This window comes from Streptomonospora nanhaiensis, from assembly GCF_013410565.1.
Taxonomy (GTDB): domain Bacteria; phylum Actinomycetota; class Actinomycetes; order Streptosporangiales; family Streptosporangiaceae; genus Streptomonospora; species Streptomonospora nanhaiensis.
Window position 1 is genome coordinate 1 of sequence record NZ_JACCFO010000002.1, and the last position, 14,689, is coordinate 14,689.

Consider the following 14,689-nt stretch of genomic DNA (forward strand, 5'->3'; position numbering starts at 1 on the left):
GAGTTGAGAGCAAGTTATATCTGAGGGTCCGTTTTGGTCGGGTTGTCCGTCGTGGGTCCTGTCGTTGGTTTTTTGGGCGGGTGCGCGGGGCTGTCGGCTGGGCGGTGTGCGCAGGGATCTGCGATCCGGTGAGGCCAGCCCGGTTGGGGGTGGTTTACCCACCCCCAGAAAGGGTAAAATATACAGTGACGGACGACGACGCGATGTGCCCCATGTGCGGCGGCCAGGGGCGGATCATCGACGCCAGCGAGCCCGACGGAGTCCGGGTCTGCCCCCTGTGCGGGGGTAGCGGCCGGATTCGCATGGCCTGAGTGCCGGAAACCTTCTCAACTCCAGAGTGTGCTGGCCGGGGCCGGGGCCGGGAGCGGCCCGACCCCGGCGGTCGCCGACAGCCCCGCGCACCCGCCCAAAGGATGAGTGCGCAGGTATCTGCTCGCGACACGCCCGGGCGTGTCGCGGCGGTGCCACCCTCTCCCGAGGGCGGTGGGGAGTGCCCATCTTTACTACGTAAAGGAGGAAGTGTCGGGTCCAGTGCGACACGCCGAGGGCGGGTATCGCAGATACCTTCGCACTTCTCTTGGTGGTGTGTGCGCGTCAGTGACGGGGTGGAGGGAGGCGGCGCGTCAGGGCGTCCAGCCCGCCGGGCGTGGCCGCTGACAGCTCGGTGAGGATCTCCCCGGCGGCGGCGAGGATGTCGGGGTGGTCGGCGGCGGGGATGGCGCGGGTGCGGATGCGCGCGGCGATCTCGCGCAGGCGCTGCACGGCGTCCTGCCCCAGCCCTCGATCGGTGGCGGGGCCGAACCCGAACGCTGCGGCGGCCGCCGGGGCGGCCGGGGGTGCGGGGGGTATGGGGCGGATCCCGCGCGGCCGGGGGCGCACCGGCGGCTCGGGCGGGGGCACGGGGGTCTGGGGCCAGGACGGGAGCGGGACCACGGGGGAGCGGCGCACGACCGTGCGCACGGTGTGGCGCTCCACGACCTCGCGCACCGGCTCCTGGGGGTCTCGGGCGGTGCCGGCGGCCACGGCGTGCTCCTGGCGGGCGGCCGCGGTGCGGACCTCATAGGCCCGCTGGCGGCACGACCGGGAACAGTACTTCTGGTGCCCGGCGCGCGGGCGCAGGGTGATCGGCGTGCCGCACCAGGCGCACTCCCGGACGAGCGTGCGCTCCTGGGTGGTCTGGGCGGTGGTGCGGCCGGGGGCGGGGCGGGGACCGCGCGGCGGCGGGGTGGTGTCGTCCATGCCCGCATGGTGCCAGCCCGTCAGTGACGTGTGGTGGGGGTGTGGGGCCGGGCGTGCCCCGGCGCGAACGGCGGTCAGACCAGCGCTCGGGATGCGCGCCGGGGTGCGTCCGGCGTGGGGGGTCCCGGGGGCGCTAGCCCCCGGGTACTGCGGGGCCCGCCCCGGCCGGCGGCGGGCGCGAGCGCCTGGTGCTCGCCGCCGCCAGGCGGTGAGGGGCGGCGGGGACCGGGCGGCAGCCCGCAGCCCCGCCGCCCCTCACCAGCCGACCGCGCCGCCGCGCAGCGGCGGCCCTTGATCCCATACAGCCCAATTCGGCAATCCGTGAGGGGCCCCTCGGCCGCGAACGCCAGCTCGTCCCCGCCGGGGCCACGGATCACTCATAGTGCCTAGGTGTGGGGAATCACGATGTCCGTCAGTGACGCAGCTGATGCCTAGGTGTGTGGACTCAGAATGCGGTGTGCGTCAGTGACGCAATGAGGCAGGAGATGCCTGGAGTGTGTGGAGGAATCAGGGCGGCAGTTGGAGGGGATTGGGTGAACGACTGCGGGAGGGGGCAGAGGCTCGCCAAGATGTCGCCATGGATGAGCAGACGATGGGCGGCGAGGTCGAGGTGCGGCTGGTGGGAGGGCCGCCCGACTGGGCGGGCAGCACCCTGACCTACCCCAGGAACGACGTCTACGGCCCGGGCGCCGAGCCCGGCGCGCTCCTGATCAGCGCCCACACCCCGCCCCGCAGCGACGACCAGGACACGGCTCCGCGCGCGGTCTACGCGCCGGTCGAGGGCGGCGACCCGGCGGTGTGGGGGTTCGTGGGCTGGTACCCGCCCGCCGACACCGATCCCACCCCGGCCGACTACCTGCGCGCGGCGGTGCCGCAGTTGTGGGACCCCTGGCCGATCGCCCCCCATGAGATGGGCGACTGCCCGGCCACCTCGCTGGGGCACCCGCCGCTGCCGCACATGGGCGCGGCCTGCGTGCTGGCGGCCGGCCATGACGGCGCCCACGTCGCCAGCGACGGCCTGCGGGTGGTGGCGGTCTGGCCGTCCTGACCTGCTGGGTGTTAGAAATCCGACCGCCGATGATGCGGCGGCGAGCACCAGGCGCTCGCCGCCGTCCACAGCCCCGCGCATCGGCCTGGCGGTGCCCGGCCGGGCGGTGCAGGCTGGCCTGGTCAGGTGCTGATCATGAGGCGGTGCCCGGTCGGCAGGATGCCCTCCGCGCGGTAGCCGGACCAGCCGTGGGGCGGGGGGACCCTCATCACCGCGTGCTCGGCCAGGACTGTCTCCAGGTCCCTCTCGTGCACCCGCACCAGCGCCCACAGCCCGGCGCCGTCCTCGGTCTCCTCCATCACGTCCAGCTCCCGCACCCGGGCATCGACCGCGGCCGCCCCGTCCACCAGGCCGCGCAGCAGGGCGGCGTGCGCCGCGGTGGAGGCGTCGGGGTGGCGCAGCACCGTGCCGTCGGCCCGGCCCGTGGTGGCGACGTGGCGCACGGCCGCGCCGAGCCGGTCGCGGATCACCTCCGATCCGGCGCTGCTCCGGTTGCCAGGCCATCACCTACCGGGGGCAGGTGCTGGGCGCCCTGGTGGACCTGCCCACGGGTGAGGCCCTGGCCCAGGGTGTGCCCCTGGTCGACGGCGAGGAGATCGCCGTCGTCGGCGAGGTCCTGGTCCAGAACCGGCATGCCGGTATACGCGCATGGGGGGATACCGGCATGCCGGTGTACCGGTACGCCCGCACGCCGGTACAGCGTCAGCGACGGCGGCCGCGGGCCTGCCCGGTGGCCGGGCGCTCCTGGGCGGCCAGGGCCTCGGCCACCTCCTCGGGGCTCATCCGCGCCGCCAACTCGTCCAGGGCCAGGCGCACCACCGCGCTCTGCACGTGCTCCAGGCGCCGGGCCACGGCCGCCGCGCGCACCTGCCACAGCCAGTCCACCTGGTCCTGGGTCAGGTACGCCTCCACCGAGGGCGGCCGGCGGCTCCCGCCCGCCGGAGCGGCCGTGCCGGGGGACCGGTGTGCCGGTGTACCGGCACGGCTCCCGCTCGTGCTGGAGGGCTGCGCGGGCTTGGGCTTGGGTGTGCCGGTCTGCCCGCGTACCGGTACACCGGCACCCTCCCGCCGAGCGGGAGCGGCCGGCTGCTCGGGCTCGGGGCGGGGGTGGCGCGACGGCGGGGTGATCTCACGCCGCGAAGACGCGCGGCCGCCGCGGCTGCGCTCCTGGGCGATCGCGTCCAAGTCCTCCAGGCCGCCAGTCACCGGACCACCTCCGCCGCCACCGCCGCCACCTGGCCGACGAACTGCTCAGCCCGCTTCGGCACTGGCTCGGAGCTGATGGCGCGGCGCAGGGTCCGGCCCTCGATCCAGGAGTACTCGCCTACCGGCGGCCCCACGGGCACCCCGGCCTCGGTGGTGATGCGGCGCAGCCACCGGCGGTAGCGCGCCGGCGGCACGCCGCTGATCTGGTAGGGCACCACCAGCAGCGGATAGTCGGGCACCTGCTCCAGCATCCCCTGGAGGGCTTCCATGGGCTTCTCGGCCAGCGGCGCCGGCACCACCACCTTCTGGGCCGCGGCCATCGCACCCAGGGTCGAGGGAGTCGAGCCGCCCGGGTGGCAGTCCACCACCAGGTCGCGCCCCCACGCCTTGGCCCATGACTCCAGCAGGTCGGCCATGGCCTCGGCCTCGGGCTGCGCCATGGCGAAGTCCTCGTGGCCGGGGAGCAGGTCGGGCTTCTTCTCCCCGCTCACGTAGCGGGGGATCTTGGTGCCGCCGCTCTCCAGGGCCGCCAGCAGCGGGGAGCGCAGCCGCAGCTCGGTGCGGTAACCCCACGCCCGTGTCGAGCTGCCCTTGTCCCAGTCCAGGTCCACCAGCACCGCTCCGAGCTGGTAGGCCAGCTCGTAGGCCAGGGTCGTCTTGCCCACGCCGCCCTTCCAGGAGGCCACGGCGTAGATCTTCGGATCGTCGCTCATGGGCGCCAGTATCCCGATACACCGGCACGCCGGTCAGCCCGTACACGCGTACGCGGGTATGCCGGTGTACCGGTACACGCGCATACCCGCATCGTCTGACCTCGCCGAACGCAAGAGGGCGCCCCCGCACTGCGGGGGCGCCCTCGATGGCGGTGGGGCCAGGGTGATCGTCAGCGGCAGCCGCCGGGCTGGGTGTGGTAGCGCCGCTCGGCGGGGTCGCCGGCGTCGTAGGGGAGGCCGCACCGGCGGCAGTGGGTCACCAGGATCTCGTAGGAGAGCGTCGGCTGGAGCTGGAGCAGTAGCATCGGGACGCACCTTTCGGGTGTGCCCCGGCCGGGACTCTTGGCGGATGATCGGCCGGGGCTTTGCCATGTCGGACCGGCTGGTCCCCCCGCCCACCACCACCGTCGGGGTGGTGGGCAGAGGCGCCGCCGGTCACCACAGCGCGGGCTGCATCACCTCCTGGCGCTCGGGCTCGGGGGCGGGCGGGCGGTGTGGCAGGGGCACGGGCACCGCCAGGTGCACACCCGGTCGGCGAGGTAGACCGCCGGGCCGACGACCACTGACGAGCGGTCGGTGATCCAGCCCTCGGGCGAGGCGATGGTGTGGCCGGGGCAGTCGCCGTGCCGGTCGGCCGCGCAGTGGCCGGTGGGCCCGTAGGAGCAGGCGCACACCGCCATCAGCTCGCGGCGGATGGCGGCGGGCAGCGCGTGCTCGCGCACCCACGCGGCGGTCTGGGGGCCCATCACGGCCGTGCTCACGGTGCGGTGGCGAGGTCGCGGGCGAGGGTGGCGGCGTCCACCAGGCGCCCGCCCGCCCAGTACCGCTCGGGCGGGGTGGTGTAGAGGCGCCGCACCAGCGCCAGCTCGTGGGGGCTGAGCGTCAGGGGCAGCCGCCGGGTGACGTGCAGCAGTTCCAGCCAGACCGGCTCCAGGCCGGGCCGGGCCGCGAACTCGGCGTCGGTGAGGCCGCCGCGGGCGTAGTCCAGGGTGCGGGCGGCCAGCGCGCCCACCGCCTGGCGGGTGTACCAGGCCGCCCCCCGGGTCTCGGTGGGGTCGGGGGCCAGCTCGCCGGTGACGGCGGCCCGGCCCACCACCCACCGGTGGCCGGGCAGCGCGGCCGGCCGCCCGGCGCACAGGTTGGGCAGCCACCCCGACCAGACCATGGCGTGGCTGGTGACGGTGAGGCCGACCTCTTCGCGGACCTCGGCCAGCAGGGCCTCCTCCGGGCTGGTGTGGGCGTCGGCAATGTGGCCGGCCACCGGCGCGATGCCGATGGGGTACCAGCCACGCTCGATCATGAGCAGGCGGCCCTGCAGGTCGATGATCAGCACTCCGATGCTGGTGCCGCAGCAGCGGTCGGGCATGGGGTCTCCTCCCGTGGTGGTGTGTGGGACCGGGCGGTCCCCCCGCCGCCCGCCAGGACGGGGCGGGCGGCAGAGGCACCGGCCGGTCAGGCCGTGCGCACCCGCACGTCCCCGACCTGGGAGTGGGCCTCGACGTCGGCGCCGGGGGCGGCGGCGACGTCGATGTTGCCCACGGCGGTGGTGACCCGGATCCGGCCGGTGGTCCCGGCCACGCGTACCGCCCCCGACCGGGTCGCGGCGACCACCTCACCGGCCGCGCCCACCTCGACGCGGGCGGCGTCGCCGTCGTGGTCCACCGCGCTCAGGGGGCCGGAGGTGACCACGGACCCGGAGGCCAGGCGGGTGCGCAGCCGGGTGCCGGCGGGCACCCGCAGGCGGACCGAGACCTCGGCGGCCCCGCCGCCGCGCACACCGCTGAGGACGGTCACCCCGCCCTGGCCGGTGTGGATGCCGGCGACGTGGACGTCGCCGCCGACGATGATGCTGCCGATGTCCCCGGCCTGGATGATGTGCCCGGCGGCCCGCGTGAGGGCGGGGACGGTGAGGTGCCAGGCCGCGCCGGAGCGGTCGGCGGTGACGGCGCCCAGGACCTCGGGCGGGCCGGCCACCTCCGCGCGGGCCTCCTCCAGGCCCTCGACGGCCTCCACGATGACCTCGGCGGCGGTCGCGGTCAGCGCCACCTCCAGGCCCTCGCCGGCGGCGGGGGTGGTGAGCGTGCGCGTGCGTGCGGACATGGTGTGCTCCCTCGTGCTCGTGCATAGGAAAGGCCCCCGGTCGGTGGTGGCCGGGGGCCGTGGAATCGTCGTCAGGGGCGCCGGGTGTCAGAGACAGGCGTCCCGGCGCGGGGTTACAGGTCAGAGGGTGTCTGACAGGTGTCAGACACCCTCTCTGACAGGGGGTCTGACACCCTCTCTGACACCCTGCGGGGTCAGGCCGGGACCAGCTCCCGGTCGGTGGCGGCGATCTCGTAGAGGCCGCCGTCGTGGTGGATGATGCGGCCCTCGGTCTCCAGGCGCGCCAGCTCGGTGATGACCCAGCCGCGGGCGCGCACCAGGCCCTGCTGGTCGCGCAGCGCGTCGCGCAGCTCGGGCGCGCGGAACTGGCGGTGGCCCTGGTCGGCCCAGAGCTGGAGCTGGGCGTCGAGCCGGGCGCGGGCCTGGGCCGCGCCCTCCCGCGAGCGGCGCGGCGGCTGCCCGCCCAGCGCCGCGCCGGGCGGCATCTCCACGGGGTCGTCGATGTCGGCGTCGATGTCGGGGTCGGGGTCGGCGGTGGCGTAGGTGACGGCGGCCTCGTCGTCGTGGTCGGGGTCGGCGGCCACCGCGCGGGCCACACGCTCGGCCCGGCTGGCCTTGGGGGCAGTGGTCATGCCGCTGTGCTCCTGGTCGTCGTGGTCGCGGGGGCCACCGGCGGCCTGGCCGGAGGTCCGCCGCGCGAGGTAGCGCTCGTAGGCCGCGCCGAACGCGGCGCGGGTGATCGGGTCGAGCTTGGCGTCCTGGTCGCCGCAGCGGCCTGCGGCCTCGGCCAGCTGGGCGTTGGTGGCGCGGTAGAACCGCAGCGGCACCGCGTGCCGGTTGGCGGGCTGGGACTTCACGGCGGCGTAGGCGCAGCCCTGCTGGCGGTCGGCCCACGCCTCGGGCGCGGCGCCGGCCTCGGTCACGTAGTCGGGCAGGACGAAGCCGGCGTCGCGCTCGTCGGCGACCCCCAGGCAGATCCGCGACGCGAGGTTGGCGCGGGCGTCGGTGTCGAGGTTGGTCCAGGTGCCGCGCTGGAGGCTCATCTCGATGTGGATGCCGGTGGAGCGGGCGATGCGCAGCACGTCGACCACCGTGTCGATCTCGACCAGCTCCGCGGCCTCCTCGATGAGGACGTGAACGAAGGTCAGGCCGCAGTCGGGCTGCCAGTTCTCCAGACCCCGCTTGGCGAGGTGGTTGGCGCGGTCCTGCACCGCATGAACCAGGGCCGCGAGCATGGCCGTGGCGTCCGGGCGGGTGTAGGCGGACCACAGCAGCGCGCCCTCGACCGGCCCCAACGTTTGGCGGCCCTTCGCGAGGTCGATGGCCAGCACCACGGCGTCGGCCCTGGCGCCCACCTGCACGGCCTTGAGCTTGCCGTAGTTGGACTTGCCCGACCCGCTCATGCCCACGGTCAACGTGTGGTGGTCGAACAGGTCGTCGGTGAACGGAGCGCCGTCCTCGTAGACCCCCAGCTCCAGCGGGGCCTCGGCGATGGAGGCGCCCACCAGCTCCTCGGGCAGGCCCGCCCAGTCCACCGCCTCGCGCAGCACGTCGCGGCGCACGATGGTCACGCGCACCTGGGAGCAGTCGTCGGGGTCCTCCACGGCGCGCACCGCCCGGCGGGGCAGCCGCATCGCCGAGGCCAGGGAGGCCAGCGCCCCCTGGATGGAGTCGGCGGTGTCGCCGGGGCGCAGCTGCACCACGCCGACCCGGCGCAGCTCGGTCTCCTCGGTCACCCGCATCGTGGTACCGCTCAGGCCCACGACCTCGGCCACCTGCTCCCAGGTGGGCAGGGGCCGGTCATAGGCGGTGGCGCCCCCGCCGCCCGACCCGCCGGAGCTGCGGCGGGCGAAGGTGTGGGCGTTGCTCAACCCCGCCAGCGCGCCCCCGGCCACGATCAGCAGGTCCAGCATGGGCCGCCCCGTGCCGGCCACGGTCGCCAGGCCCAGCCACGCCGTGATCCCGCCCGTGGTGCCGGTGGCCATCACAGCCGTGTACCAGGAGCGGGCGCGCACCAGCCGCCAGGTCAGCCACGTGCTGGCGCCCCCGGCGGCGGTGATCGCGGCCGCCGCCAGCCCCGTGGTGGCCCCGGCGTCACCCCACAGCGCGTGGGCGGCCATCCCGGCCGGGACCATCGCGGCCCCGGTCACCCACGGCCGCACATACGCCCCGAACCCCGGTCCCCCTCGCTCCTTCTTGGGCTTCTCGGCCTGCTCCCACAGCGTGATCTCGCCCATGGCCTCCTCGGTCTCCTTTCAGGTGGTGGGGAGGGGGCGCACCGTCTGCGCCCCCTCACTCGTGCTGCGGGTCAGGACTCCAGGTCGATGGTCTTCTTGGGGCGGACCTTGGCCTCCTGGCCGCCCATCTGCGCCTCGAAGTGAGTGCGCAAGGACGCCCAGGTCTTGGTCGCGTTCTTGCCGACCTCCTTGGCCGCCTCGCTGCTGCGCTTGAGGTGCTTGGAGACCCGCATCGCCTTGCGGGCCAGGACCATGCCGGTCTCCTCCTCGGTGGCCGGGGGCACGCTCCGCAGCCGGGCCTCCAGGTCCTCGGCGGCGAACTCCAGCTCCAGCGCAAAGCGCTTGCTGATGTCGCGGACCATCCGGACGTAGTGCTGGATGTCGGAGGCGCCGTCGAACTCGATCCGGCTCAGCTGCTCGAAGCTGTCGGCGTCGGCGGCGGCGATGGCCTCGGCGCGGGTCTGGTCGGGGCTAAATCCCATGGCGGTCCTCCTGAGTACGAGCGGGATGGGCAGGGTGTGGGGGTCGGATGGTCATGGCGACCAGGCCCCGGCCGGGGCCGTGCCGGCGCCACCGGGCGTGGGCGGCCGACCAGCGCCAGGTGCGGCCCAGCCACGCGGCGATGTCTTCGGCGGTGCGGATGAGCGGGCGGCGGTCCAGGCAGGCGGCGGTGTAGGCGTCCAGCCACAGCACGATCTGGCCGATGACCCCGGCCAGCGCCGACAGGCGGGTGAGCAGGTCCATCACCCCACCGCCCCCCACGCCTCCAGGCCGGGCAGCGCGAGCTGGTCGACGCACAGCGGGCAGCGGTCCCAGGACCGCGAGCCGTGGGCTCGGGGGGCGCGGCACCGCTCCGCCGGCGGCGGAGCGACCTCGGCCAGGTGCTCGTCGCGGTCGCGCACCGCGCGGCCACGGGCATAGTGCTCGTCCATCTCGACGCCGCAGGAGCACCTGGCCTGGTAGCACCACGCCTCGCCCTGGGAGGTCTCCTCGCGCCAGCGGGCGATCGTGGGGCGGTGCCGGGCGCTCACCGCCCGCCCCCCGGCCGGTACTTGCGCACCGTCTTGGGGTCCACGCCCAGGTCGCGGGCGGCCCGCTTGACCGGCGCGCCGGGGTGGTCGGCGTAGTAGGCGGCCACCTGCTGGGCGGCGTCGCCCGCGCGGCGGCGCGCGGCGCGCTCCAGCGCCGGAGGCGCGTCGTCCCCCCGGGGCTGGTGCGGCGCCGAACCGCTGGTGGTGTCGTCGTCCCCCCGGGGGAGGACGGTGTCCTCCCCCGCCGGGGTGTCGTCGTCCCCCGGGGGATCGGCCAGGGCCAGTCCCCCGCCCCCGGCGGGCGCGTCCTCCCCCTCCTCCGGCTCCTGGGGCCGGGGGCGGGCGGTGCGCAGGTAGTCCTCGGCCTCAGCCAGGCCCCGGTGCACCTCCTCCTCCACGGCCGCCGCCAGACGCCGCGCGGACTCGGCCTCCACGGCGTCGTGGTCCTGGTGCTCCTCCTCCCCGGCCGGTGCCGGGGCGGGGGTGGTCAGGTCCCGCCAGCTCCAGCCCGGCTGCTGCTGGGCGGGGCGGACGGCGTGGACGTCGGCGGTAGCGATGGCGCCCAGGAGCTGCTGCATCACCAGCGCCAGCACAGCCGTGCCGGCCGGGAACAGGGCGGCACCCCATCCGGAGCCGACCACCGACAGCACGATGCTGGTGGTCAGGGCGACCCACTCCAGGACCGTGACCGCGGCGGGCATCCGCCCCCCGGCCCGGGTCAGCACCGACCGGGCCACGATCCCCCCGGCCACCAGGGCGATCACGGCGGGCTCATAGCCCCACGCGGCCGTGGCCACGCTGGGGCCGACCAGGGCCACCAGGCCCGCGTGCACACCGGCCGTGGAGGCCGCGCCCATGCCGATGATCCCGGCCGCGCCCACACCGACGACGCCGTGCTGGAGCCGCTCCAGGGACGCCGCGCGGCGGGCGGGGGAGTCGGCCAGGGCGCGGCGGCGCACCAGCCGGTGGCCCCGGTCGTCCATGGCCGCGTCCCACTCGGCGCGGCGCTGGGCGCGCAGGCGGGCGCGGTGGCGGCGGCGGAGCTGGTCGACCTGGCGCCGGTGCGACAGCCGCGTCCGCAGGCTCAGCAGCTCGGGGGCGGTGTCGGCGTTGTCCAGCAGCTCCAGGTCCGGGATGGACTGGATGGCTTTGGCGACGCGGACCTGCTCCTGGAGGCGGCGGACGAGAGCCTCGTCGGCCGGGGCGGCGGGGTCTCGGCGGGTCATCGGCGGGCTCCCTTCTGGGGTCGTCGGCCGCCCTGGTCCAGGACCAGGCGCAGCCGGGTGCGGGACGCGCGCTGCACACGCGCGCGGGCCTTGCGGTAGGCGGTGCGGATGTGCAGGTAGACCAGGGTCGCGCCGATGCCGGCGGCCACGGCCAGGACCAGCAGCACAGCCGTCTCGGCGCTCACCGGACCACCTCCACCGGCGCGTCACCGGCCAGCACCGCCACCCAGGGCGCGTCGTCCTCCAGGCGGCCCTGGATCCGGACCGACCCGCCGCGCCGCTCCACGGCGGTCACGGTCAGCTCGTGGCCGCTGAACAGGAGCACGTCGCCCGCCACGACCTCGTTGGCGGTGTAGCCGGTCGGGGGCTGGACCAGGTCCTGGTGCTCGGCCACCTCCACCAGCTCGTCGGAGACGAGGACCGTGCTCCAGGGGGCGCCGGTCTCCTCCAGGCGGCCCCGGACGTGAACCGCGGTGCCCATCGGGGAGCCGGTGACCTCGCCCACGACCAGGACACGACCGGAGACGAGCACCCGGTCGCCGGGCGTCAGGGAGCCCGCCCTGCGGGTGGGCCGGGCCGCCTCGGACCGCGCGACCTGCGCGGCGCGGCGGGCCTGGGCCAGCTCCTCCTCCATGGCCGCCAGACGGCGGCGGGTGATCAGGCGGATCATGCTCAGGCCACCTCCGCCAGCTCGGCGCCGGCCGCCGGGGCGGCCAGCAGGCCGCGACCGCGCAGCAGGGCGGCCAGGGAGGCGGCCCGGCCGGGGCGCTCCAGCGCCAGCTCCAGCAGGTCGGCCGCGAGGTCGGCCTCGGCGGTCCACTCCTGGGCGATGTCGGCGGCGGCCTGGCGGCGGGTGACCGTGGCCTCCAGATCCTCCCCGGCGCGGGGCGCGGGGTCCCACAGGGCGTCGGCCTCGGGCTCGACCTCGCCCAGCTCCTCCTCCAGGCCCTCCTCGACCTCGTAGACGGCGCGGGGGTTGACCACGCCGGTGCGCGGGTCGTGACCCGGCTCGCCGGTCGCGGGGATCAGCATGTCGGCGTAGAGGCCCGCCTCCTCGGCGATCTGGGTGAGCACAGCGAGGTCGTCGGCGGTCTCGATCGGGCCGTACAGGAGCGCCACCAGGCGCTCGCGGGACATCTCAGCGATACTGGACATCTGGGTCTGTCCTCTCTCAGCGGGTGGACCCGGGCTGGTCCTGACGGGGCGCATCCCGTCGGGACCTTTTTCGTGCAAGCAATCGGGGCCGAAGTTCGTCTTCCCTTCGTTGCCACGACCGGCATACACGTAGTACAACCTTTAGAGACGTAGTACGTCAAGCAGGTGGTAGAAATTTCTGCGAGAGGAAAGGACCGAGAGCATGAGCCGATACAGAGAAATCGCAGCTCAGCTGCGCTCATCCATCGAGCGCGGCGAGTATGCGCGCGGCTCCACGCTCCCGAGCGAGGACCGGCTCGCAGAGGAGTTCGGAGTGAGCCGCCCCGTGGTCAACCGAGCCGTTCGCCTGCTGAGATCCGAAGGACTGGTCCGCGTGGAACGTGGCAAGGGGACCGTCGTGCACGAGATCGCGCCGATCGTGCGGCGCGCCAACCAGCGGTACACCCAGGACGCACGTGAGCGACAGCAGAGCCGAGGCGCGTTCGCCACGGAGGTCCGCGAGATGGGCCACGAGCCCCGCTCGCAGATCGTGCAGCTAGGCCCCGTGACCCCGCCCGGAGATGTGGCGGACCTGCTGCGGTTCGAGGTCGATGAGGTTGCCGCGATCCGCAAGCGACACATGTTCGCTGACGACGTGCCAGTCCAGATCGCCACGTCGTACGTGCCGTGGTCCATCGCAGCCGGCACAGCCATCACCCAGGAGGACACCGGCCCCGGGGGCACATACAGCCGTCTGGCCGACCTCGGTCACGCAGTCACCCGGTTCAGCGAGCGCGTGAGCGTTCGTATGCCGGAGGCCGACGAGGCCGTGGTGCTCCGACTCGCCGAGGATCAGCCGGTCTACGTGATCCACCACGTCGCGTGGGCAGAGAACCAGCCCGTTGAGGTGACCGTGCACGTCATGCCCGTGCACCAATGGCGCCTGGACTTCGAATGGCAGGCCGACCCCGCATAGAGAGAGCCCTGGGCATCTGCCCAGGGCTCTCTCACGGCCTCGCGTGTGACTGGAGTGCCTAGCAGCATCTCCGCTGGCTACAGTGCCCAGAAACGAAAAAGGGCCGGGAGCTGCAACTCCCGGCCGAAGCTCTCTTCCCGGCAAAAGAAAGAAGCTCGATGGTGAGTCTACCCATCTATGCCGTTTCGGCACACCGCCGCCCTGCCCTTGTGCTGGTCAGCGGGGGTGACCGGTGAGCAGCGCGTACCCGATCATCTGGGCGATGAAGCACGCCCCGTGCACCGACGTCTACGAGCAGTCCGTGCTCATCCAGATGGCTGACGCCGCCGATGAGGACGGCTGCAACGCCTACCTGTCGAAGGAGACCATCGCCAAGCGCATCGCAGGCGACATCAGCCCCGAGACGGTGCGGCGCAAGTGGCGATCGCTGGAGCGGCGCGGCCTGATCCGTCCCGACACCAGCCCGCCTCCGCCCCGGTACCTGAAGATCCCGGCGAACCGCCGCACCAAGCGCTGGGAGCTGTGCATCCCCTACTCCTGGTGGTCCGACGCCCAGCGGGAGCAGGTGCAGCGCAGCCGTGAGGATCGCGGCCTGGAGCCGCTCACCCCGGAGTCTCGCCCCGACCTGTCGGAGGCGCCGCTCAGGGCTCCGCGCGCGGACAAGGGTCTGGAGCGCCCGCACCGGCGCAAGAAGTCGTCACCGCCGGAGTCGCCGGACAGGGGCCACTCACAGTGCCCCCAAGGCGAGGATCCAGGGGCCACTCACAGTGCCCCCCAGGGGCCACTCACAGTGCCCCCCAGGGGCCACTCACAGTGGCCCAACCCTCCTGGTGACTCTCCTGAGGTACCTTCCTCCCCCCCAGCCCCCCCGGCCACGGACGGCACCGGTGGTCACACCGGTCCCGGGGGTCCGGCCGGGAGGGAGGATGACGGCTCCGCCAACGATCACAACGCGCAGGACGCGCGTGAGGCCCTGCTGGAGCGCGCTCAGGGGCTGGTGGACGACGCGGTGCGCAGGTGGGGGTCCGGTCACCGCGCCCCCGGGGCGCGGGACCGCCAGCGGCTGTCTGAGCGCGTCGCCGACGAGCTGGTCGCCGGGGGTGAGGAGACCGTGATCCTGGAGGAGCTGACCCGCGACCTGGGCTCGGCCCGCTCGGCCGTGCGGGTGGTCCTGGGCGCGCGCACCGCGACCCCGGGCTGGGGCCGTCCGGTGGACCCCAGGCCCGACCCCGACCGGTACGTGCCCCAGGGTCCGCTGCCGGTGTGGTGCGGGCTGTGCGATGAGCGGACCCGCCTCGTGACGGCGATGGTCGCCGGGTCCGAGCGGCTGTGGCGGTGCGCGCGCTGCCACCCCCAGGCCGTGGACCCGGCGGCCGCCGGGGACGGCATCGAGCCGGGCTCGACCGACCCCGCCCTGCTGGAGCAGATGCTGGCGTCGCTGGCGGGTGCCGGCCAGGCCCCCCGGCCGAGCGGGGGCGGGCTGTCCCCGGCGGCCAAGGACGCCAAGGACGCGGCCGAGGCCGTGCGCAGGAAGAAGCGGGCCGGGTCTCCGGCCTGACCCCGCCCCCCACGTGGCTGGACACCCCGCCGGGTGTCCAGCCACGTGCGCCGGTGGGCGCCCTGATAGCGGCCTGACCTGCGCTGATCATGCGCCGGGGGCGCGCGCTTAAAGCGCGCCCTCAAGGGTGCGTCCACCGTGCGGCGATTGTGCGTCCAGAGTGCCGCGAGGAAGCCCCATAGCGCGCGGCCCGTGCGCGCTGTGGCCTCAGATGATGTTGA

The 14,689-nt window shown here is 74.6% G+C and carries 20 protein-coding genes; 3 read left to right on the forward strand and 17 right to left on the reverse strand.

The annotated features are described in order from the left end of the window. Positions 1–594 precede the first annotated feature (594 nt). Positions 595–1,239, reverse strand: a complete 645-nt coding sequence (locus HNR12_RS27635; RefSeq protein ID WP_179770945.1) for a hypothetical protein — start codon at positions 1,237–1,239, stop codon at positions 595–597. Positions 1,240–1,816: 577 nt separating this feature from the next. Here HNR12_RS27635 and HNR12_RS27640 point away from each other — a divergent pair. Next, entirely contained in the window at positions 1,817–2,287 is a 471-nt protein-coding gene (locus HNR12_RS27640; RefSeq protein WP_179770946.1) for a hypothetical protein, read from the forward strand. 122 nt (positions 2,288–2,409) lie between these two features. On the opposite strand, the gene HNR12_RS27645 is transcribed toward HNR12_RS27640, so the two are convergent. From HNR12_RS27645 to HNR12_RS27715, 16 genes are all read right to left on the reverse strand, one after another. After that, positions 2,410–2,757, reverse strand: coding sequence for a hypothetical protein (locus tag HNR12_RS27645; RefSeq protein WP_338119855.1), 348 nt, complete (start codon positions 2,755–2,757; stop codon positions 2,410–2,412). Further along, a complete protein-coding gene (locus HNR12_RS27650) occupies positions 2,754–2,921 on the reverse strand; it encodes a hypothetical protein (RefSeq protein ID WP_179770947.1) in 168 nt (55 codons plus the stop codon). Before HNR12_RS27650 ends, HNR12_RS27645 begins: the two co-directional genes overlap by 4 nt. A gap of 68 nt (positions 2,922–2,989) precedes the next feature. Continuing rightward, the gene (locus HNR12_RS27655) at positions 2,990–3,199 is read right to left on the reverse strand and encodes a hypothetical protein (RefSeq protein WP_179770948.1); all 210 of its coding nucleotides are present in this window, start codon (positions 3,197–3,199) and stop codon (positions 2,990–2,992) included. A gap of 290 nt (positions 3,200–3,489) precedes the next feature. Continuing rightward, the gene (locus HNR12_RS29350; protein ID WP_179770949.1) at positions 3,490–4,206 is read right to left on the reverse strand and encodes a ParA family protein; all 717 of its coding nucleotides are present in this window, start codon (positions 4,204–4,206) and stop codon (positions 3,490–3,492) included. A gap of 170 nt (positions 4,207–4,376) precedes the next feature. Next, a complete protein-coding gene (locus HNR12_RS29355) occupies positions 4,377–4,511 on the reverse strand; it encodes a hypothetical protein (RefSeq protein ID WP_276516448.1) in 135 nt (44 codons plus the stop codon). 150 nt (positions 4,512–4,661) lie between these two features. Continuing rightward, positions 4,662–4,967 carry a DUF6248 family natural product biosynthesis protein gene (locus tag HNR12_RS27665; protein WP_179770950.1) on the reverse strand — a complete coding sequence of 102 codons (306 nt, stop codon included), beginning with the start codon at positions 4,965–4,967 and terminating at the stop codon, positions 4,662–4,664. Continuing rightward, positions 4,964–5,572 carry an NUDIX hydrolase gene (locus HNR12_RS27670; RefSeq protein WP_179770951.1) on the reverse strand — a complete coding sequence of 203 codons (609 nt, stop codon included), beginning with the start codon at positions 5,570–5,572 and terminating at the stop codon, positions 4,964–4,966. Before HNR12_RS27670 ends, HNR12_RS27665 begins: the two co-directional genes overlap by 4 nt. 86 nt (positions 5,573–5,658) lie before the next feature. After that, the gene (locus HNR12_RS27675) at positions 5,659–6,306 is read right to left on the reverse strand and encodes a hypothetical protein (RefSeq protein ID WP_179770952.1); all 648 of its coding nucleotides are present in this window, start codon (positions 6,304–6,306) and stop codon (positions 5,659–5,661) included. Positions 6,307–6,500: 194 nt separating this feature from the next. Next, positions 6,501–8,543 (reverse strand): hypothetical protein, encoded by a 2,043-nt coding sequence (locus HNR12_RS27680; RefSeq protein WP_179770953.1) that lies wholly within the window; start codon positions 8,541–8,543, stop codon positions 6,501–6,503. Positions 8,544–8,614: 71 nt separating this feature from the next. After that, on the reverse strand, positions 8,615–9,025 hold the full coding sequence (locus HNR12_RS27685; RefSeq protein ID WP_179770954.1) for a hypothetical protein: 411 nt from the start codon (positions 9,023–9,025) through the stop codon (positions 8,615–8,617). Further along, a complete protein-coding gene (locus tag HNR12_RS27690; protein ID WP_179770955.1) occupies positions 9,015–9,287 on the reverse strand; it encodes a hypothetical protein in 273 nt (90 codons plus the stop codon). Before HNR12_RS27690 ends, HNR12_RS27685 begins: the two co-directional genes overlap by 11 nt. Further along, a complete protein-coding gene (locus tag HNR12_RS27695) occupies positions 9,287–9,574 on the reverse strand; it encodes a hypothetical protein (protein ID WP_179770956.1) in 288 nt (95 codons plus the stop codon). The genes HNR12_RS27690 and HNR12_RS27695 overlap by 1 nt, the downstream gene beginning before the upstream one ends. Beyond that, positions 9,571–10,800, reverse strand: a complete 1,230-nt coding sequence (locus HNR12_RS27700) for a hypothetical protein (RefSeq protein ID WP_179770957.1) — start codon at positions 10,798–10,800, stop codon at positions 9,571–9,573. The genes HNR12_RS27695 and HNR12_RS27700 overlap by 4 nt, the downstream gene beginning before the upstream one ends. Then, on the reverse strand, positions 10,797–10,985 hold the full coding sequence (locus HNR12_RS27705) for a hypothetical protein (RefSeq protein WP_179770958.1): 189 nt from the start codon (positions 10,983–10,985) through the stop codon (positions 10,797–10,799). The genes HNR12_RS27700 and HNR12_RS27705 overlap by 4 nt, the downstream gene beginning before the upstream one ends. Beyond that, entirely contained in the window at positions 10,982–11,470 is a 489-nt protein-coding gene (locus HNR12_RS27710; RefSeq protein WP_179770959.1) for a hypothetical protein, read from the reverse strand. Before HNR12_RS27710 ends, HNR12_RS27705 begins: the two co-directional genes overlap by 4 nt. Before the next feature lie 2 nt (positions 11,471–11,472). After that, complete coding sequence (locus tag HNR12_RS27715; protein WP_179770960.1) at positions 11,473–11,955, reverse strand: hypothetical protein; 483 nt, start codon at positions 11,953–11,955, stop codon at positions 11,473–11,475. 202 nt (positions 11,956–12,157) lie between these two features. On the opposite strand from HNR12_RS27715, the gene HNR12_RS27720 reads away from it, so the two are divergent. Both HNR12_RS27720 and HNR12_RS27725 read left to right on the forward strand, forming a co-directional pair. Then, on the forward strand, positions 12,158–12,910 hold the full coding sequence (locus HNR12_RS27720) for a GntR family transcriptional regulator (RefSeq protein ID WP_179770961.1): 753 nt from the start codon (positions 12,158–12,160) through the stop codon (positions 12,908–12,910). Between the two features lie 232 nt (positions 12,911–13,142). After that, positions 13,143–14,468, forward strand: a complete 1,326-nt coding sequence (locus HNR12_RS27725) for a hypothetical protein (protein WP_179770962.1) — start codon at positions 13,143–13,145, stop codon at positions 14,466–14,468. Positions 14,469–14,689: the final 221 nt, after the last annotated feature.